This window comes from Caulobacter sp. GW821-FHT11E11 (assembly GCF_058808315.1).
In genome coordinates, this window is sequence record NZ_JBXARO010000009.1 from 211,341 (window position 1) to 228,128 (window position 16,788).

23 protein-coding genes are annotated in these 16,788 nt (G+C 67.8%); 18 read left to right on the top strand and 5 right to left on the bottom strand.

The features are described 5' to 3' along the window. Positions 1-9 precede the first annotated feature (9 nt). Both AC1RR5_RS22385 and AC1RR5_RS22390 read right to left on the bottom strand, forming a co-directional pair. Positions 10-516, bottom strand: a complete 507-nt coding sequence (locus AC1RR5_RS22385; protein WP_492925172.1) for a type III secretion system chaperone family protein — start codon at positions 514-516, stop codon at positions 10-12. Positions 517-648: 132 nt separating this feature from the next. Beyond that, entirely contained in the window at positions 649-906 is a 258-nt protein-coding gene (locus AC1RR5_RS22390) for an accessory factor UbiK family protein (protein WP_492925174.1), read from the bottom strand. A 117-nt stretch (positions 907-1,023) separates the two neighbouring features. Between AC1RR5_RS22390 and lgt the strand changes: the two genes are divergently transcribed. The 8 genes from lgt to AC1RR5_RS22430 all read left to right on the top strand — a co-directional run bounded on the left by lgt (position 1,024) and on the right by AC1RR5_RS22430 (position 8,465). Then, positions 1,024-1,920, top strand: a complete 897-nt coding sequence (gene lgt / locus AC1RR5_RS22395; protein WP_492925284.1) for a prolipoprotein diacylglyceryl transferase — start codon at positions 1,024-1,026, stop codon at positions 1,918-1,920. Then, a complete protein-coding gene (locus AC1RR5_RS22400; protein WP_492925176.1) occupies positions 1,907-2,995 on the top strand; it encodes a class I SAM-dependent methyltransferase in 1,089 nt (362 codons plus the stop codon). The genes lgt and AC1RR5_RS22400 overlap by 14 nt, the downstream gene beginning before the upstream one ends. After that, the gene (gene pgeF, locus AC1RR5_RS22405) at positions 2,992-3,783 is read left to right on the top strand and encodes a peptidoglycan editing factor PgeF (protein ID WP_492925178.1); all 792 of its coding nucleotides are present in this window, start codon (positions 2,992-2,994) and stop codon (positions 3,781-3,783) included. Before AC1RR5_RS22400 ends, pgeF begins: the two co-directional genes overlap by 4 nt. Positions 3,784-4,068: 285 nt before the next feature. Beyond that, positions 4,069-5,007, top strand: a complete 939-nt coding sequence (locus tag AC1RR5_RS22410; protein WP_492925180.1) for a ribose-phosphate pyrophosphokinase — start codon at positions 4,069-4,071, stop codon at positions 5,005-5,007. 144 nt (positions 5,008-5,151) lie between these two features. Then, the gene (locus tag AC1RR5_RS22415; RefSeq protein ID WP_492925182.1) at positions 5,152-6,219 is read left to right on the top strand and encodes a hypothetical protein; all 1,068 of its coding nucleotides are present in this window, start codon (positions 5,152-5,154) and stop codon (positions 6,217-6,219) included. Between the two features lie 156 nt (positions 6,220-6,375). Further along, positions 6,376-6,975 (top strand): 50S ribosomal protein L25/general stress protein Ctc, encoded by a 600-nt coding sequence (locus AC1RR5_RS22420; RefSeq protein ID WP_492925184.1) that lies wholly within the window; start codon positions 6,376-6,378, stop codon positions 6,973-6,975. Between the two features lie 90 nt (positions 6,976-7,065). Further along, entirely contained in the window at positions 7,066-7,683 is a 618-nt protein-coding gene (gene pth, locus AC1RR5_RS22425) for an aminoacyl-tRNA hydrolase (RefSeq protein WP_492925186.1), read from the top strand. A 32-nt stretch (positions 7,684-7,715) separates the two neighbouring features. Continuing rightward, on the top strand, positions 7,716-8,465 hold the full coding sequence (locus tag AC1RR5_RS22430; RefSeq protein ID WP_492925188.1) for a tetratricopeptide repeat protein: 750 nt from the start codon (positions 7,716-7,718) through the stop codon (positions 8,463-8,465). A gap of 1 nt (position 8,466) precedes the next feature. Here AC1RR5_RS22430 and AC1RR5_RS22435 read toward each other — a convergent pair whose 3' ends face one another. Together AC1RR5_RS22435 and AC1RR5_RS22440 are read right to left on the bottom strand one after the other, a co-directional pair. Then, positions 8,467-8,838, bottom strand: a complete 372-nt coding sequence (locus tag AC1RR5_RS22435) for an ammonium transporter (protein ID WP_492925190.1) — start codon at positions 8,836-8,838, stop codon at positions 8,467-8,469. After that, positions 8,835-9,143 (bottom strand): autorepressor SdpR family transcription factor, encoded by a 309-nt coding sequence (locus AC1RR5_RS22440; RefSeq protein WP_492925192.1) that lies wholly within the window; start codon positions 9,141-9,143, stop codon positions 8,835-8,837. The genes AC1RR5_RS22435 and AC1RR5_RS22440 overlap by 4 nt, the downstream gene beginning before the upstream one ends. Before the next feature lie 128 nt (positions 9,144-9,271). Between AC1RR5_RS22440 and AC1RR5_RS22445 the strand changes: the two genes are divergently transcribed. The 4 genes from AC1RR5_RS22445 (at position 9,272) to AC1RR5_RS22460 (ending at position 11,463) form a co-directional block, all read left to right on the top strand. Next, positions 9,272-9,877, top strand: a complete 606-nt coding sequence (locus AC1RR5_RS22445) for a DUF2975 domain-containing protein (RefSeq protein ID WP_492925194.1) — start codon at positions 9,272-9,274, stop codon at positions 9,875-9,877. Then, on the top strand, positions 9,877-10,125 hold the full coding sequence (locus tag AC1RR5_RS22450) for a helix-turn-helix domain-containing protein (RefSeq protein ID WP_492925196.1): 249 nt from the start codon (positions 9,877-9,879) through the stop codon (positions 10,123-10,125). The genes AC1RR5_RS22445 and AC1RR5_RS22450 overlap by 1 nt, the downstream gene beginning before the upstream one ends. Positions 10,126-10,149: 24 nt before the next feature. Further along, the gene (locus tag AC1RR5_RS22455) at positions 10,150-10,998 is read left to right on the top strand and encodes an alpha/beta fold hydrolase (RefSeq protein ID WP_492925198.1); all 849 of its coding nucleotides are present in this window, start codon (positions 10,150-10,152) and stop codon (positions 10,996-10,998) included. A 186-nt stretch (positions 10,999-11,184) separates the two neighbouring features. Then, positions 11,185-11,463: a hypothetical protein gene (locus AC1RR5_RS22460; protein ID WP_492925200.1), complete on the top strand. Its 279-nt coding sequence runs from the start codon at positions 11,185-11,187 to the stop codon at positions 11,461-11,463. 37 nt (positions 11,464-11,500) lie between these two features. On the opposite strand, the gene AC1RR5_RS22465 is transcribed toward AC1RR5_RS22460, so the two are convergent. Beyond that, on the bottom strand, positions 11,501-12,331 hold the full coding sequence (locus AC1RR5_RS22465) for a pirin family protein (protein ID WP_492925202.1): 831 nt from the start codon (positions 12,329-12,331) through the stop codon (positions 11,501-11,503). A gap of 149 nt (positions 12,332-12,480) precedes the next feature. On the opposite strand from AC1RR5_RS22465, the gene AC1RR5_RS22470 reads away from it, so the two are divergent. From AC1RR5_RS22470 to AC1RR5_RS22495, 6 genes are all read left to right on the top strand, one after another. Beyond that, complete coding sequence (locus AC1RR5_RS22470) at positions 12,481-12,807, top strand: hypothetical protein (RefSeq protein ID WP_492925204.1); 327 nt, start codon at positions 12,481-12,483, stop codon at positions 12,805-12,807. An 86-nt stretch (positions 12,808-12,893) separates the two neighbouring features. Next, positions 12,894-13,994, top strand: a complete 1,101-nt coding sequence (gene ychF, locus AC1RR5_RS22475) for a redox-regulated ATPase YchF (RefSeq protein WP_492925206.1) — start codon at positions 12,894-12,896, stop codon at positions 13,992-13,994. 65 nt (positions 13,995-14,059) lie between these two features. Beyond that, positions 14,060-14,539 (top strand): hypothetical protein, encoded by a 480-nt coding sequence (locus tag AC1RR5_RS22480; protein ID WP_492925208.1) that lies wholly within the window; start codon positions 14,060-14,062, stop codon positions 14,537-14,539. A gap of 65 nt (positions 14,540-14,604) precedes the next feature. Next, the gene (locus AC1RR5_RS22485) at positions 14,605-15,294 is read left to right on the top strand and encodes a dienelactone hydrolase family protein (RefSeq protein WP_492925210.1); all 690 of its coding nucleotides are present in this window, start codon (positions 14,605-14,607) and stop codon (positions 15,292-15,294) included. Next, on the top strand, positions 15,287-15,967 hold the full coding sequence (locus AC1RR5_RS22490; protein ID WP_492925212.1) for a dienelactone hydrolase family protein: 681 nt from the start codon (positions 15,287-15,289) through the stop codon (positions 15,965-15,967). The genes AC1RR5_RS22485 and AC1RR5_RS22490 overlap by 8 nt, the downstream gene beginning before the upstream one ends. A gap of 72 nt (positions 15,968-16,039) precedes the next feature. Beyond that, positions 16,040-16,741 carry a hypothetical protein gene (locus tag AC1RR5_RS22495; protein ID WP_492925214.1) on the top strand — a complete coding sequence of 234 codons (702 nt, stop codon included), beginning with the start codon at positions 16,040-16,042 and terminating at the stop codon, positions 16,739-16,741. The last annotated feature ends 47 nt before the right edge of the window (positions 16,742-16,788 follow it).

The following is a 16,788-nucleotide window of genomic DNA, read 5'->3' on the forward strand; positions in this document are numbered from 1 at the left end:
AGGCGCGTATCAGGCCTGGCCCACCGTCTCGAACATGCAGGCGGCCATCGCCTCGTCCGGGGTCTTGGCGCCTTGCAGCAGGAATTCGAAGGCCGGGAAGAAGCGGTCGGCGGCTTCCACCGCCGCGTCGATCATCGAGGCGGCCTGGGACATGGACGGGCGCTCGCCGGCCGGCAGGGCCAGGGCGTGGCGGAACACGACTTCGCCGTCCTCGGTCCAGACCTCGAAATGGCCCAGCCAGACGCGCTGGTTGATCAGGGCCAGCAGCTCATAGGCGTTGGAGCGTTTGCTCTTTGGCGCGCGCAGGTCCAGCGACAGGCAAAGCTGCAGGCAGTCGGCCTCGGGCCGCCAGGCGAACCACAGCTCGTAGTCCTTCCAGTCGCCCTTCAGCGCGAACGCCAGGTCACCGTCTTCGGTGCGATCAAAGGTGAGATTTTCAGCCGACAGCACATGTTCGACCACCTCGAGGGGATCGAGAGCCATCAGGACGTCGTCGTCTTCCGGTTGGGTGTCCATGAAAAACCTACGTCCCCGCCCGCGACGGCGGGGGTTACCCCCGCCATGAATCGCTCACGTACCAGGGGACACTAATCTGCTTCGTTGCGTTCGTCTCAACCCGCTTCACGTCGCGAGCGAGCGGTGATTCGGCTACTCGCCTGAACCCGCGTTTTTTTTGGCCGGGGTTTTCTTGGCCGCCTTCAGGCTGGCGACCTCTTCGCGCAGGGCGGCGACCTCGGCTTTCAGGGCTTCGAAATCGTCGCGGCGGATCAGGTCGAACTCGGCGGCCAGACGGTCGGCCTGGGCCCGCATCGCGGTCTTCGCCTCCTCGCCGGCCGTCTGGGCGATGCCCATGGCCGCCTGGGTCAGTTTGGCGAATTCGTCGAGGAAGGGGTTCTGGCTGTGCATCGCGGTTCCGAGAGGCCCGAGGGTGGGCGCGCATCTCTTATATGGGAAACGGTGGATGAAAGCGAAGTCCCAAGGCTATAGGAGTGCGACCATGTGTCCCGCACGGAGTCCGAGCGCGTGATCTTCCCCGATATCGATCCGATCGTTCACATCGGTCCATGGGCCCTGCAATGGGGGCCGCTGGCCCTGCGCTGGTACGCCCTGGCCTATGTGGCGGGGATCCTGCTGGGCTGGCGCTTCGCCATCCGGATGACGCGCAACAGCAGCCTGTGGGGCGGCCGCGCGCCGACCGCCACGCCGTTGCAGATCGACGACCTGGTGCTGTGGATCACCCTGGGCATCATCGTCGGCGGACGCATCGGCTACATCCTCTTCTACATGCTGATGAACGACGAGCAGCGGATCTGGCTGGCGGGGCATCCGCTGGACGTCTTCAAGGTCTGGGAAGGCGGCATGTCGTTCCACGGCGGCTTCCTGGGCGTGTGCGCGGCGATCTGGTTCTTCGCCCGCCAGCAGAAGATCGACGTGCTGAAGCTGGGCGACCTGATCGCCCCGGTCGCGCCGATCGGCATCTTCTTTGGCCGCATCGCCAACTTCATCAACGGCGAGCTGTGGGGTCGCCCGACCGACGGGCCGTTCGGCATCATCTTCTGCAACGACACGCTGAAGGCCAATCACCCGCAGCACATCTGCGCCGCCGGCCCGCTGCCGCGCCATCCCAGCCAGCTGTACGAGGCGGGGCTGGAAGGCCTGCTGCTGTTCGGGATCCTGGCCTTCTGCGTCTACCGCCTGAAGTGGCTGCAGCGGCGCGGCGCGATCGTGGCGACCTTCCTGATCGCCTACGGCCTGTTCCGGCTGTCGCTGGAGAACGTCCGCAACCCCGACCTGGGCATGCCCAACTTCCCGCTGGGCCTGACCATGGGGATGCTGCTGTCGACCCCGATGATCCTGGTCGGCGGCTGGCTGATGTGGAAGGCGCTGAAGGAACCCGTCGAGGCCCATGAGCCTGCTTGATCGCCTGAAGGCGCAGATCGCCCAGGACGGACCGATCGGCGTTCCCGAGTTCTTCACCCGCTGCCTGCACGACCCGCGCGACGGCTACTACGCCATGCGCCCCGCCTTGGGCGGTCTTGGGGGGGCCGGCGGCGACTTCATCACCGCGCCGCTGGTCAGCCAGATGTTCGGCGAGCTGATCGGCCTGTGGGCCATCGAGACCTGGACGCGCATGGGCCGACCGGCGCCGTTCCGCCTGGTCGAGATGGGTCCGGGCGACGGCACGCTGATGAGCGACCTGCTGCGGGCGGGACGGCTGGAGCCGGCGTTCCTGGAAGCCGCGCAGGTGTGGCTGGTCGAGGTTTCGGCGCCTCTGAAGGCCAAGCAGGCCGCAAAGCTGGGCGATGCGCCCCGCTGGGTCGGCCGGCTGGACGAGATCCCCGGCGGCGCGCCGATGATCCTGATCGCCAACGAGCTGCTGGACTGCCTGCCCGCCCGCCAGTTCGCGCGGACCAAGGACGGCTGGGCCGAGCGCGTGATCGGGCTGGGCGAGGATGGCGAGCTGGCGTTCGGGCTGCGAGGCCTCGGCAAGTCGGCCGACACCCCCATTCCTGACCTGCCCGTGCAGCCGGAAGGGAGCATCGTCGAATCCTCCCCCGCCCAGGCCGCCCTGGCCTCGGACATCGCCCATCGCCTGGTCACGGACGGCGGCGCAGCGTTGCTGGTCGACTATGGTCGCGCCGCACCGGAAGCCGGCGACACCCTGCAGGCGCTGCAGAACCACCAGAAGGTCGATCCGCTGAAGACCGCCGGCTTGGCCGACCTAACCGTCTGGGCCGATTTCCCGGCCGTGGTCGCCGCCGCGCGCGAGACCGGCGCCAAGGCCGGCCCCGTCATCACGCAGCGCGAGTTCCTGCTGGCGCTGGGGATCGAGGCCCGCGCCCAGGCGTTGGCTAGCGCTCGCCCCGATCGCGCCGACCAGGTCGCAAGACAGCTTGATCGTCTGGTCGGAGAGGCGCAGATGGGCGCTCTGTTCAAGGTCGCGTGCCTGACCGCGCCCGACCTTTCGCCCCCCCTCTTCGAGGACGCGACATGACCGTCAAGAAGCCCGACCTGCCGACCATCCAGTCGCCGCTGCTCTCCAGCCTGCCGGGGGTGAAACACGCGTTCTTCACCCGCAAGGGCGGGACCTCGACGGGGATCTACGACAGCCTGAACGTCGGGCGCGGCAGCAAGGACGATCCGGCCGACGTGGTCGAGAACCGCGCCCGCGCCGCGGCCTGGTTCGGCGGCGATCCGGAAGACCTGAACACCTGCTACCAGATCCACTCGACCATCGCGATCAAGGCCGACGGCTCGTGGGGCGATGTCCGGCCGCAGGGCGACGCGGTGGTGACCCGCACGCCGGGCGTGATCTGCGGCGCCCTGGCGGCCGACTGCGCGCCGGTGCTGCTGGTCGATCCAGAGGCTCGCATCGTGGCCGCCGCCCATGCCGGCTGGCGCGGGGCGCTGGACGGCGTCGTCCAGGCCGCCGTCGACTGCATGGTCGAGCTGGGCGCCAAGCCCGAGCGCATCACCGGCGTTGTCGGTCCCTGCATCGGCCCCAAGTCCTACGAGGTGGGCCTGGAGTTCCTGCACAAGTTCGAGGCCGACTGCCCCGGCTCGGGCCGGTTCTTCAAGCCGGGCGCGGCCGAGGACAAACGCTTCTTCGACCTGCCGTCTTTCGTTCTGGACCGCCTGGAGACCGCCGGCGTCGAGCGCCGCGAATGGGTCGGCCGCGACACCCGGGCCGAGGAGGAATGGTTCTTCTCCAACCGCCGCGCCTTCCTGAACAACGAGGGCGACTACGGCCGCCTGCTGTCGGCGATCACGCTGGAGGCCTAACCCCCTCCACCGCTCATCCCCGCGAAAGCGGGAAACCAAGCGGCGCCGGAACGTGATCAGCGGCCGAGTTCAAATCCCAACCTCAGCTTGGGTCCCCGCTTTCGCGGGGATGAGCGGATATGCGTGTATCGTCGGGCGGATATGGGCCGAATGCGTGAGGCTCAAAGGACACGCGGCCGATACTCCGCGTACGGAAGCGAAAAAGTCTGGCCGTTAACACTTGTGCCTGGGGCGATCACTGCTAGAAGCCCCGCAACAGCCGACCCCCACCCCCGAGATATCCCCATGAAGCTGCTGTCCGGCAACTCCAACCGCCCGCTGTCCCAGGCGATCGCGGAATATCTCGACATGCCGCTGACCCGCGCCCAGGTGCGCCGGTTCGCCGACCTCGAGGTGTTCGTCACCATCGACGAGAACGTGCGGGGCGAGGACGTCTTCGTCATCCAGTCGACCAGCTACCCGGCCAACGACAACCTGATGGAGCTGTTGATCTGCATCGACGCCCTGAAGCGCGCGTCGGGCAAGCGGATCACCGCCGTGCTGCCGTACTTCGGCTATGCCCGCCAGGACCGTAAGACCGGCGGCCGCACGCCGATCTCGGCCAAGCTGGTCGCCAACCTGATCACCCGCTCGGGCGCCGACCGCGTCCTGACGATGGATCTGCACGCCGGCCAGATCCAGGGCTTCTTCGACATCCCGACCGACAACCTGCTGCCCTCGCGCCTGATGGCCGAGGACATCCGCCGGAACTACCCGATGGGCGAGGACCTGATGGTCGTGTCGCCGGACGTCGGCGGCGTGGTCCGCGCCCGCGCCCTGGCCAAGCGCCTGGACGACGCCGACCTGGCCATCGTCGACAAGCGCCGCTCGGGCCCGGGCCAGTCGGAAGTCATGAACATCATCGGCGACGTCAAGGATCGCCGCTGCATCCTGTTCGACGACATCGCAGACTCGGCCGGCACCCTGTGCAACGCCGCCCAGGCTCTGATGAGCCACGGCGCGAAATCGGTCAGCGCCTACATAACCCACGGCGTCCTGTCGGGCGCAGCGGCCGATCGCGTCGCCAATTCGGTCCTGACCGAGCTGGTGGTCACCGACTCGATCGAGGCTTCGGACCAGGCCAAGGCCTGCCCCAAGATCCGCTACGTCTCGTGCGCCCCGCTGATCGGCGAAGCCATCCGCCGCATCGCCAACGAAGAGTCGGTTTCCAAGCTGTTCGACTAACCGCTGGTTGGTGTGCGGGGGCGGGCCTACTCGCCTCGCGCACGGCCCCGCTTGTAAAAGTCTGGTTAACGGGGCGACAGTCACAATGTCGCCTGCACGCGGTGCTATTGGCGCCGCCAAGACTTGATGGGGAAGTTCGGAAAAATGCGTTCCTTTTCGCGTACGCGGGTCGTCCTGACGACGGCCGCCGTGGCGCTGGCCGCTATGGTCGCGGCCTGTAGCTCTCCGCCGCCCCCGCCGCCGCCGCCGGTCGTCCAGGCCCCCGCGCCGCCGCCGCCGATCACGCTGTCGTCGAACGTGGTCGAGCGCGCCAGCGCCTTCCGCGGCTACATGGCCCGCGCCGGCGCCGTCTCGCCCGCCTTCCAGAACGGCGAGCAGATCCAGGCCTCGCTGAAGGTCGGCGCCGCCTACGAAAGCAAGTCGCTGATGAACGGCGCGGTGGCCTATGCCGCCGTCCTGGCCCTGCAGGACCCGACCTTCGTCGCCTCGGTGCGCGAAGTGGCGGCCAACCCGACCCAACGGCAGGAGATGATCAACAACATCATCTCCAACCCGTCCTACGCGGCCGTGTTCAAGGGCGCCGACAGCGCCGCCGGCCTGATCATCGACCAGATCGGCGGCGACGGCCTGAAGGTCTACATGGCCGGCAAGGCCGTGAAGCAGTCGGCCTATGACGTCCAGAAGTCGTCCTGGTCCAAGGCTTCGGTCGTCGATCGCGACGGCCGCCTGGCTTCCGCCAAGAGCCTGTCGACCACCCCGGCCCTGGCCGAAAGCGGCGACGTGGCGGTGCTGCAGCAGGCCTCGATCGGCGGCCAGTCGCTGGGCCTGACGCCTCGCGCGGCCCCCGCGCCCTACCAGCCCGTCGTGATCCGCGGCTTGGCCGTGGCCGCCCTGGCCGCCCTGGGCGCGGCCGGCGACAACAACCTGGCCTCCATCGACGCGATCAGCAACGACCCGGGCACGGCCAACTGTCTGAACATGGCCAAGCTGAACCTCTACCAGTGCCTGGCCGTGTCCAAGCCGCACTACGAGGACATCTTCTGCCTGGGTCAGCACATCCTGATCGACACCGGCGCCTGCATGGTCAAGGCCGCCGGCGCGAGCCTGCCGCCCGAGCCGCCGCGCGTCCTGCCGGTCAAGGAATCGATCGCCGTGAAGGGCGCCGGCTCCAACTCGCGCAAGGCCAAGACCGCAGCCAAGAAGAAGGGCTGATTTCAGCCGAATTCGAGCCGAAAGGGCCGGGCGTTGCGTCGCCCGGCCCTTTTGTGTATGTAGCGCGACCCTAAAAAGACGCTGGCGAGCGTGGCAATACAGCCATAGGCGCCGGGTCGCAGCAGAGAGCGTACGGCTCTCTAGAAAGATACGACAATGGCCGAGATCATTCTGAACGTTGAAGTCCGTGAAGGCGCCGGCACTGGCGCGGCCCGCGCTGTCCGTCGCGAAGGCAAGGTCCCCGGCACCCTGTACGGTGGCGGCAAGGACCCGGTGAACGTCGCCGTGAAGATCAACGAATTCCGCAAGTCGCTGTACACCGGCAAGCTGCTGGGCCACCTGGTGACCCTGCAACACGGCGACGAAAAGCAATCGGTCATCGCCAAGGCGATCCAGTTCCACCCGGTCACCGACGAGCCGGTCCACTTCGACCTGTTCCGCGTCAGCGAGCACCAGCTGATCAAGATCGAAGTGCCGGTGCACTTCAAGAACCACGAAACCTCGATCGGCATGAAGAAGGGTGGCTCGCTGGAAGTCATCCGTCACGTCGTCGAACTGGCCTGCCCGGCCGACCAGATCCCGGAAGAGCTGGTCATCGACCTGGCCTCGCACGACATCGGCGACACCATCCGCATCTCGGAAGTGAAGCTGCCGGAAGGCGTGAAGCCGGCCACTGACCGTGACTTCGTGATCGCGACCCTGAAGGCCTCGTCGGCCGCCCAGTCGGGCGCTGGCGACACCACCGCCGAAGGCTAATCGCCTCTCGGTCGGGTCTCCGAACCGATCTAAGAAGCGGGCGGGCCTTCGGGTCCGCCCGTTTTCGTTTGAGCTGCTGAGTAAGACGCGATGCTGATCCTCGCCGGCCTGGGCAATCCCGAGTCCAAGTACGAGAAGAACCGTCACAACGTCGGCTTCATGGCCGTCGACGCCCTCGCACGGAAGTGGGGCGCCGGACCGTGGCGCGCGCGCTTCCAGGGCCTGGCCTGCGAGGGGCAGGTCTCGACCCCCGACGGCGTGGTCAAGCTGCTGCTGCTCAAGCCCAAGACCTATTACAACGAGAGCGGCCGCGCCGTGGGCGAGGCGATGAAGTTCTTCAAGCTGGCCCCGTCCGACGTGATCGTCTTCCACGACGAGATCGACATGGCCCCGGGCCGCTTCCGCATGAAGGCCGGCGGCGGGGCGGCCGGCAACAACGGCATCCGCTCGGTGACCAGCCAGGTCGGCGACGCCTTCCGCCGCGGCCGCATCGGCGTGGGCCATCCGGGCCACAAGGACGCGGTCATGCACTATGTGCTGGGCGACTTCCACAAGGTCGAGCACCAGTGGCTGGACCCGATGCTGGACGCCATCGCCGACGCCCTGCCCTTCGCCGCCGTGGGCGACGACGAGCGCTACCAGGCCGAAGTGATGCGCCTGGCGCCCGCGCCGAAGGCGGATCCCAGGAAGCCGGCCAAGGACGATTGACGACCGGCTCAGGTCGAGACAAAGAGCCAGACATGTTCTCGCTCCCGCTGCCCCTGCTGGGCCTGTCGATGCTGTTCTCGATCGCGCTGTGCGTTCACGCCGTGCGCACGGGCCAGCAGATGTACTGGCTGTGGATCATCCTGGCCTTCCAGCCGGTGGGCGGGGTCGTCTATCTGGTCGCCGTGCTGGGGCCGCAGTTCTGGGGCGGCAAGACCGCGCGCAATGTCGGCGCGGCCGCCCGCAAGGCGCTGGATCCGCAGCGCGAGTACCGCGAGGCCGCCCGGGCCGTCGAGGACGCGCCGACCGTCGCCAACCGCGTCCGCATGGCCGTGGCCGCCACCGAGCTTGGCAAGCACGCCGAGGCCGAGACGCTTTACGCCGACAGCCTGACGGGCATGTACGCCGACGACCCGCAGCTGCTGCTGGGCCGGGCCAACGCCCTGATCGAGCTGAACCGCCCGAACGACGCCCTGCCGCTGCTGGAAAAGCTGGGCGAGACGCCCAATGCCGGCCGCACGCCCCACACCATGCTGGCCCTGGGCCGCGTCTATCACGCCCTGGGTCGCGAGGAGCAGGCCGACACCGCGCTGAGCTGGGCCGCCGACCACTTTCCGGGCTTCGAGGGCATCGCCCGCTACACCGTCTTCCTGGCCCGCACCGGTCGCAAGGCCGAGGCCCGCGAGAAGCTGGCCGAGATCGACAAGCGCCTGGCCAAGACCCACAGCCACTTCCGCAAGGAAGCCAAGACCTGGCGCGACTTCGCCGCGTCGGCGGTCGCGTAGGCTAGGCCGTCTTGGCCGCGCCGCGCAGGCCCAGGCAATAGCCGATCGTCACCGCGATCCCGATCACGATCGCGCCACAACCGCCGGCGACCGCCACCGGGATCGGCGCGAACGCCCACAGGCCGGCATAGACCAGCCCGCTCAGCACCAGCGACCAGCTCGCGATCCGTCGGGCTTGGCGCGCCGCATGGCTGGGGACGAACGTCTTCGGCATCAGGTTGCCATACCACGCGATCATCAGACCGTTGACGCCGACGACCCGCGTTACCGTCTCCCCGTCGATGTAGCCCAGCTTGCGCGCCACGGTCGCGACCAGCGCGAGGGCGATCATGCCACCGGCCCAGGCAAGGCCGGACATCACATCCTTCTTCATCGCACGATCTCCGGCTTGGCTTTGGGTTGAGGCTCCGGCGCCTCAGCGAGGCCGCCGAAGGAGTGGATGAAGCCCAGCAGCGCCTCTTCCAGCACCGACAGCTTCAGGTGATAGATCACGGACTTGCCGGCCTTCTCGGCATGCACCAGGTCGGCCTCCTTCAGCACCGCGAAGTGCGCCGACATGGTTGGCTTGGAGAAGCCGAAATGGTCGCAAAGCTCCCCCGCGCTCATCGGTCCGGCTTGCAGCAGCTGCAGCACGCGGCGGCGGGTGGGATCGGAAAGGGCCTTGAACACCTGGCTCATAATTAGTCATTTAGCTAAATGTAGAATTGTTGTCAATGTCGAGGCTCGACCGACGCCGAACCCATACCGTCAACATATCGTTTGACAGAAAGTTTTTTAAAATTGAATGTGGCGGCAGGAGAGACGCCATGGCTACCGTCCTGCACTTGAAGCCGCTCTATCGCGCCTCGGCGCAGCCGCCGCCCGAGACGCTGGCCCAACGCCGCGTACGGCTGGGCAGCCGCGCGGCGGTCTGGCTGTTCACCGGCCTGTTCGCCCTGTCGGCCCTGATCCTGGCGACGGCGATCGCGGCCATGCTGTTCTACAAGGGCGAGCTGGTCCGGATCGGTCCCGACAATTGCTACATCGGCGAAGGCCCGCCCAACTCGGTGGCGTTCGGGTCCCTGCCTCTCGTTCATCGCCTGGTCTATGTCGGGGTCGGCATCGCGCGGGCCACGCCGATCCTGATGATCTTCTGGAGCCTGCGGTCCCTGTTCGCCGGCTATGCGCGGGGCGAGGTGTTCTCACCAGACCAGGCGCGCCGCTTCGGACGGGTCGGGGGCTGGCTTTGCGCCTACGCCGTCTCGCCGTTCCTGTGCCACCTGGTCCTGGCGGCCACCGGCTACGAGATCGACAAGAACTGGGCCCACATGGCCAGCGTCCAGGCCTTCGTGCTGGGCCTGCTGGTCTTCGTGATCGGACAGGTCATGCAAGTAGGCCGCGAGATCGAAGAAGACCGGGAGGCCTTCGTCTGATGCCCATCGTCCTGCGCCTCGACGTCATGCTGGCCAGGCGCAAGGTGCGCTCCAACGTGCTGGCCCGCGCCATCGGGATCACCGACGCCAACCTGTCCCTGCTCAAGTCCGGCAAGGTAAAGGGGGTAAAGTTCGAGACCCTGGAAGCCATCTGCGACTTCCTGGGCTGCCAGCCGGGCGACATCCTGGAATACCAGCCCGAACAGCCGCCCGACACGGCGGAGCAGGACATCCAACGCGCCGGCTGACGGCGCCTTTTCCGGAGACACGCCATGAGACTTTCAACGCCCGCTCGGGCGATCGCGGCCGGCTGCCTGGTGTTCTGGGCCAGCCTCGCTCAAGCCCAGACCTTCGCCGAGGCCGAGGGCGGCAAGATCGCCTACGAGACCTGTGGCGACGGCCCGAAGGCCATCGTGCTGCTGCACGACGGCATCCTCCACTCGGCCGCCTATGACGACGTCTGGCCGCTGCTGTGCCAGCGCTTCAAGGTCGTGCGCTACGACCGACGCGGCTATGGCGCGACACCGGCTGCCACCACGCCCTTCGCCTCGGTCGACGACGTCGCGGCGGTGATGAAGGCGGCGGGGATCGCGCACGCCACCCTGGTCGGCTCCTCGGCCGGCGGCGGCATCGCCGTGGACGTCGCCCTGGCCCATCCGAACGCCGTCGACGGCCTGGTGCTGGCCGGCCCCTGGGTCAGCGGCTTCAAGCCCTCGGCCGGCTTCATCGCCCGCTCGCTGAAGCTGGTCGCCCTGCTCAAGATGGGCAATCTGGAGGGCGCGGCGAAGGACCCCTACATCCTCTCGCCCGCCGCCGACGCCGAACGCGCCCGCGTCGTGGCGCTGCTGAAGGCCAATCCGCAGAACCTCAGCGGCGCCGGCCGCAACCTGGAACGCGCCGGCCCCGACGCCAAGGATCGCCTGGCCGAGATCCACGCCCCGACCCTGGTGCTGGTCGGCGAGGTCGACATCCAGGACGTCTTCGATCAGGCCCGGGCAGTGGCCGCCGCCGTGCCGGGCGCCAAGCTGGAGACCGTCCCGGTGACAGGGCACTTCATGTACCTGGAAAAACCCAAGGCCTTCGCCGACCGGGTGACGGCGTTCGTGGAGGCGAACCGCTGAACGATCGATCCTCGGGAACCGACCGCGCTTCGGCGATTTCTACTAGCGTCCGGACAGCGCCCTTCGTGGCCCTGGGGACGCCAGCGGCCCGGCTACACGCCCCCCCCCGACGAACGCCGGGCCGCGCCTTCTCCTTCATCCACAGCTTTCGCTGGGGCTAAAGCGCCGCTCATGCGTTCTATACGCATGGCAAGACCCCCCAAGCCGCCGCACACCGGCGCAGGCGAACTGACGATCGCGCGCGAAGTTCATCCCGTGACCTTCTCGCTGCACTATCTCGACAACCGAGGCCTGCGTTCGGCCAAGGGCGGCCTGACCGGCTCGCCCGAGGCCATGCGCGAAGCCTTCAAGCGTGGCCGTGTCCATCTGGCGCTCGACGACGGCAAGGCCTTCGAGGTGGCGATCGTCGCCCACGCCGAAGGCAGCCCCACGGCCTATTTCGAGAGCGCCGTCGACATCCGCTAGAAGCGCCCGCGCCAGCGCGGTCGATGGCTGCTGGGGCCTAGAACCGCCCGCGCTGGAAGTCCTCGAACGCCTGCACGATCTCCTCGCGCGAGTTCATCACGAACGGACCGTGCCAGAAGACCGGCTCCTGGATCGGACGCCCGGCCAGCAGCAGCACGCGCGCATCGGTGACGGCCTCCACACGGACGGTGTCGCCGGTCCCCAGGAACACGCCCGACAGCGCGTCGACTGTGTCGTGGGCGACGCGGACCTGGCCTTCATAGACGGCCAGCATGGCGTTGCGATCGTCGCCGACCGGCTCCTCGAACAGGGTCCCGGCCGGCAGCACGACGTCGAAATAGAGGGCGTCGACGGCGCCGCCGCCGATCGGACCCGTCGTGCCGCCATCGGTCACGCCCGAGATCACCTTCACGGTGACGCCGCCGTCGCGCGCCTCGACCGGAATCGCGTCGCTCTCGAATTCGGAGTAGCCCGGCTCGCTCATCTTCAGCTTGGCCGGCAGGTTCACCCACAGCTGGAAGCCGCGCATGCGGCCCTCGGCCTGCTCGGGCATCTCGGAGTGGACGATGCCCTTGCCGGCCCGCATCCACTGGATGCCGCCGGGGCCGATGACCCCTTCGCGGCCGGTGTTGTCCTTGTGACGCATCCGGCCTTCCAGCATGTAGGTCACGGTCTCGAAGCCGCGATGCGGATGGTCGGGGAAGCCGCCCATGTAGTCGGACGCCTGGTCGTTGTCGAAGGCGTCCAGCATCAGGAACGGGTCGAACATCTGGGCTTCGGCGGTGCCCAGCATGCGGGTCAGCCGCACGCCGTCGCCATCCGAGGCGGGCTGGCCTTTGACGATCTTCAGGACGGGGCGAACGCTCATGGGGAAGCTCCTTTCGCGCATTGATATCAGGTCTGGTTGCAGTTCTTGCAAGTCCTCGCGGCCATCACGATCACCCAGGGTTGAGAAAGCGCTTTACAGATCGCGATAGCGGTAACACTCTTCAGCCAACGATATTGGGAGGGGACGCCATGAACCGCTTTCAGGCGCTGGCCGTGATTGCCGCCTTCGGTCTTCTGGCCGCCTGCACGGCGACCGAGACCCGCACCCCGGCCCGCATCGTCATGAAGGGTCCGGTCGACAAGGTCGTGGCCCAGGCCGTTCCGGCGACGCAGGCCATGAAGGCCCAGTTGAACATCGCCCCGCGCGACGCCCAAGGCATGGTCGAGGCGACCATCACCCTCCCGGCTCACGGCGGGGCTGACAAGGCGTTCGCCGCGATGAGCGCCTGCATCGAGGCCAAGCTGACCTGCGCCTTCCACGGTAAATCGGTCGCGCGCGTCGCGCGCCTGGGCTGACGCTGGACGACTCTCGGGGGACCGGCGCGTTCGCCTTTCACGGCCATCCGTGCTAAGCGCGCGCCAACGAAATTCACGAGAGTTCCATGGCCCTTAAAGTCGCCATCGTCGGCCTGCCCAACGTCGGCAAGTCCACCCTGTTCAACGCCCTGACCCAGACGGCGTCGGCCCAGGCCGCGAACTATCCGTTCTGCACGATCGAGCCCAACACCGGCGAAGTCGCCGTGCCCGAGCCGCGCCTGGACGCCCTGGCCAAGATCGCCGGCTCCAAGGAAATCATCCCGGCCCGGATCACCTTCGTCGACATCGCCGGCCTGGTGCGCGGCGCCAGCAAGGGCGAAGGCCTGGGCAACCAGTTCCTGGCCAACATCCGCGACTGCGACGCCGTGGCCTTCGTGGCCCGCTGCTTCGAGGACGGCGACATCGTCCACGTCGAGGGCCGCATCGACCCGATCAGCGATCTCGAGATCATCGAGATGGAGCTGATGCTGGCCGACCTGGAAAGCCTGGAAAAGCGCGTCCCCGCCCTTGAGAAGCGCGCCAAGGTCGGCGCCGACAAGGAAAGCGCCAACACCCTGCGCCTGGCCAACATCGCCCTGGCTTTGCTGCGCGAAGGCCGCCCGGCCCGCGCCGCCAAGATCGACGCCGATGACGAGAAGGCGTGGCACATGCTGCAGCTGCTGACCTCGTTGCCGGCGCTCTACGTCTGCAACGTCGACGAAGGCTCGGCCGACAAGGGCAACAAGTACAGCGATCTGGTCGCCGAACGCGCGGCCAAGGACAACGCCAAGAGCGTCGTCATCTCGGCCCAGATCGAGAGCGAAATCGCCCTGCTGGACGCCGAGGAACGCGCCGAGTTCCTGGAAACCCTGGGCCTGGAAGAGCCGGGCCTGAACCGCCTGATCCGCGAGGCCTACAAGCTGCTGGACCTGCAGACCTACTTCACGGTCGGCCCCAAGGAAGCCCGCGCCTGGACCATCCACGTCGGCGACACCGGCCCGCAGGCAGCCGGCGTCATCCACACCGACTTCGAGAAGGGCTACATCCGCGCCGAGACCATCGCCTATGACGACTTCGTCAAGCTGGGTGGCGAAGGCCCGGCCAAGGAAGCCGGCAAGATGCGGGCCGAAGGCAAGGAATATGTCGTCAAGGACGGCGACGTGATGCACTTCCGCTTCAACGTCTAAGACATGCGGCGCCTCGGCCTGATCGAGGCGCTACGCATGACGGCCCGGCCGATGTGGGTCGGGCAATGAACGACGGCGCCCCGGCCTCGATCGTCGTTCGACCATCGCGCGTGCAGGTGGCGGCGCGGCTGGGCTTCTTCCTGCTGTTCATGATCGGCGGCGCGCTGCTCAAGCGTGATCTCTGGCCAGTGTTTCTTGCCCTGGCCGCGGCATCGGCTGTCATCGCTATTCCGAGCTTTTGCGACACTGCCCCGCGCCTGATCCTTGCCGCCGACGGCCTGAGCTGGCGCGAGACGCGGCGCGATCCGTTGTCCTTTACGCGCTGGGACCAGATCGTCTCGGCGGATATCAAGGGTCCCGAGAACGATGAGGCGCCCTTCCTGCTCATTAGGCTCACCAGGCCAGACTGGAAACCGGGCGAAAGAAGCGATCGGCGGGTCGATATCCCGATCGACGGCCTGGAACTCTCTAATCGCCAGCTGATGGTCGCCATCCATCGCCGCGCGCCGCACCTTTTCACCCGCGTTTCGCGTCGTGAGATCTGAGCGAGGCGGCTTGACCCAGCCGTCCTCACGCCCTTTGGATGCCGCTAGTTTCAAGGGAGTCCACGATGTCCGAGACCATCACCCTGACCGCCGCCCATGACGGCTTTGGCTTCGTCGCCCTGCACGCCCAGCCTGAAGGCGCGCGAAAAGGCGGGGTGATCGTGATCCAGGAGATCTTCGGCCTGGACCGCTACGTCCAGGAGGACGTGGCGCGCTGGGCGGCCAAGGGCTTCGAGGTCATCGCGCCCTCGATGTTCGATCGTGGCGAGAAGGGCTTCACCGCCCTGCATGACGAGGCCGGCTTCGCGCGGGGGCGTGAACTGGCGGTCGGCAACGGTCCCGACAACGCCATGGGCGACATCCAGGCCTGCATCGATTTCCTGAAGGATCGCGGGCCGGTGTTCATCGTCGGCTACTGCTACGGCGGCACCATGGCCTGGCTGGCGGCCTCGCGCACCGAGGGGCTGTCGGCAGCTTCGAGCTACTACGGCGGCCAGGTCGCCGGCATGGCCAAGTTCGCCCTGAACGCGCCGGTGATCGTCCACCTGGGCGCTAAGGACCCCCACATCCCCGCCGAAGAGGTCAAGGCCGCGATCTGGGCCGCCCATCCCGAGGTTCCGATCCACGTCTACGAAAACAGCGGCCACGGCTTCAACAATGACGGCCGGCCTGACAGCGACCTGGCCGACGCCGAGCTGTCGCGCCAGCGGACGGTCGAGTTCTTCGCCGAGCATGGGGCCGGCGCCCATGGGTGAACGCATCGCCCTGGCGTGCCGCGAGACCGGCGCGCCATTCGCCGCCTATCACGCCCCGCCGCAGGAAGCGCGGCGTGGCGGGATCGTCATGCTGCACGCCATCTGGGGCGTCACCCCGCACATCCGCGCCCTGTCCGACAGCCTGGCCGACCAGGGCTACGAGGTCATCGCCCCCAGCCTGATGGACGCGGCCGACGCCGACTTCCCGACCGAGGACACCACGCCTTCGATCCTCGATGCGCGCATGGCCATGGGCAAGGCGACCGGCTGGGGCGTCTCGACCCTGCCCCGCGTCCAGGCCTGTATCGGCGCGCTGGAGGGTCCGGTGTTCGCCATGGGCTTCTGCTACGGCGGCACCACGGCCTGGCTGGCGGCCTGCCGCTGCGAGGGCCTGTCGGCGGTCTCGGCCTTCTATGGCGGCGACATCGTCGCCTATCGAGACGAGACACCCAAGGTCCCGACCATCCTGCACTTCGGCAAGACCGACGGCATGATCCCCCTGGCAGACGTCGAGGCGATCCGGGAGACGCATCCCGAGATGCCGATCCACCTGTACGACGCCGGCCACGCCTTCGTGGCCCCAAGCGGCCACCATCCCGACAGCGCCCGCCTGTCGCTGCTGCGCACTTTGCAGCTGTTCCAGCGCTCGGGCGGCGCGAGAGCCGAGGCCTGACAGCGCGCATCGGTTGACCGAACGCAGATAGCGGCTCAATCTGCTCAACCTTAGGGGAAGGCGAGCAGGCTCATGCATAGGATCATTCGCAACGCCGTTCTGGGCGTCATCGCGGTTCTGACCTTGGGGGTCGCGCCGGCCCTCGCGCAGTTCGGGGGCTACATGCCGCCGCCGCCGCCGCCCCGCCAGAACATGAAGGACATAGACTTCCTGAAGACCCAGAAGTCGGGCCCTCGGATCAAGCCGCGCGAGTCGGGCAATCCGATGCAGGTGAAGATGGCGCGGGAACTGGCCACGCAGCTGAAAATCCCGTGCGACGTGACCGACGCCGCCGAGCTGTCGGACAAGCCCTCCAAGGTCCCCAGCTACGAGCTGGTCTGCCGCGACGCCATGGGCTGGATCATCAACCGCAAGGACGGCGGCGAGACGCAGACGCTGGACTGCCTGGCCGTCCAGGATTCGGCCGAGGCGGCGGGCAAGGCCTGGCCGCGCGGCCTGTACTGCCTGATGCGCGGCAACTTCCAGCCGGCCCTGGGTCTGACCCCCATCGCCGCCAAGATCGCCCCCGACTGCGAGGTGGCCGACGGCGCCTATCTGGGCTCGGGCGGGACGCCGCCGATCGTCCGCTACGAGCTGCGCTGCAAGAACGGCAAGGGCTACATCGTCGACAACCCCTCGCCCGGCTCGCCCGCGACGCTCAGCTCGATGACCTGCGCCGAGGCCGCCCAGGCCGGCGCGCCCTGCAAGCTGGCCGACCGCAAGCAGGCGGGCTGACGGACCGTCAGTTCGGTCGCCTGCGCGCCTCACGCTCCGGATCGTGC

Bases quoted from the DNA above. Each gene is read 5' to 3' on its own strand.
- AC1RR5_RS22420 (WP_492925184.1), top strand. From the start codon at position 6,376: ATGGCCGAGATCATTCTGAACGTTGAAGTCCGTGAAGGCGCCGGCACT.
- AC1RR5_RS22495 (WP_492925214.1), top strand. From the start codon at position 16,040: ATGCATAGGATCATTCGCAACGCCGTTCTGGGCGTCATCGCGGTTCTG.
- AC1RR5_RS22390 (WP_492925174.1), bottom strand. From the start codon at position 906: ATGCACAGCCAGAACCCCTTCCTCGACGAATTCGCCAAACTGACCCAG.
- AC1RR5_RS22480 (WP_492925208.1), top strand. From the start codon at position 14,060: ATGAACGACGGCGCCCCGGCCTCGATCGTCGTTCGACCATCGCGCGTG.
- AC1RR5_RS22415 (WP_492925182.1), top strand. From the start codon at position 5,152: ATGCGTTCCTTTTCGCGTACGCGGGTCGTCCTGACGACGGCCGCCGTG.
- AC1RR5_RS22455 (WP_492925198.1), top strand. From the start codon at position 10,150: ATGAGACTTTCAACGCCCGCTCGGGCGATCGCGGCCGGCTGCCTGGTG.
- AC1RR5_RS22445 (WP_492925194.1), top strand. From the start codon at position 9,272: ATGGCTACCGTCCTGCACTTGAAGCCGCTCTATCGCGCCTCGGCGCAG.
- AC1RR5_RS22430 (WP_492925188.1), top strand. From the start codon at position 7,716: ATGTTCTCGCTCCCGCTGCCCCTGCTGGGCCTGTCGATGCTGTTCTCG.
- AC1RR5_RS22450 (WP_492925196.1), top strand. From the start codon at position 9,877: ATGCCCATCGTCCTGCGCCTCGACGTCATGCTGGCCAGGCGCAAGGTG.
- AC1RR5_RS22385 (WP_492925172.1), bottom strand. From the start codon at position 516: ATGGACACCCAACCGGAAGACGACGACGTCCTGATGGCTCTCGATCCC.
- AC1RR5_RS22490 (WP_492925212.1), top strand. From the start codon at position 15,287: ATGGGTGAACGCATCGCCCTGGCGTGCCGCGAGACCGGCGCGCCATTC.
- AC1RR5_RS22440 (WP_492925192.1), bottom strand. From the start codon at position 9,143: ATGAGCCAGGTGTTCAAGGCCCTTTCCGATCCCACCCGCCGCCGCGTG.
- AC1RR5_RS22485 (WP_492925210.1), top strand. From the start codon at position 14,605: ATGTCCGAGACCATCACCCTGACCGCCGCCCATGACGGCTTTGGCTTC.
- pgeF (WP_492925178.1), top strand. From the start codon at position 2,992: ATGACCGTCAAGAAGCCCGACCTGCCGACCATCCAGTCGCCGCTGCTC.
- ychF (WP_492925206.1), top strand. From the start codon at position 12,894: ATGGCCCTTAAAGTCGCCATCGTCGGCCTGCCCAACGTCGGCAAGTCC.
- pth (WP_492925186.1), top strand. From the start codon at position 7,066: ATGCTGATCCTCGCCGGCCTGGGCAATCCCGAGTCCAAGTACGAGAAG.
- AC1RR5_RS22470 (WP_492925204.1), top strand. From the start codon at position 12,481: ATGAACCGCTTTCAGGCGCTGGCCGTGATTGCCGCCTTCGGTCTTCTG.
- AC1RR5_RS22465 (WP_492925202.1), bottom strand. From the start codon at position 12,331: ATGAGCGTTCGCCCCGTCCTGAAGATCGTCAAAGGCCAGCCCGCCTCG.
- AC1RR5_RS22410 (WP_492925180.1), top strand. From the start codon at position 4,069: ATGAAGCTGCTGTCCGGCAACTCCAACCGCCCGCTGTCCCAGGCGATC.
- AC1RR5_RS22460 (WP_492925200.1), top strand. From the start codon at position 11,185: ATGGCAAGACCCCCCAAGCCGCCGCACACCGGCGCAGGCGAACTGACG.
- AC1RR5_RS22400 (WP_492925176.1), top strand. From the start codon at position 1,907: ATGAGCCTGCTTGATCGCCTGAAGGCGCAGATCGCCCAGGACGGACCG.
- AC1RR5_RS22435 (WP_492925190.1), bottom strand. From the start codon at position 8,838: ATGAAGAAGGATGTGATGTCCGGCCTTGCCTGGGCCGGTGGCATGATC.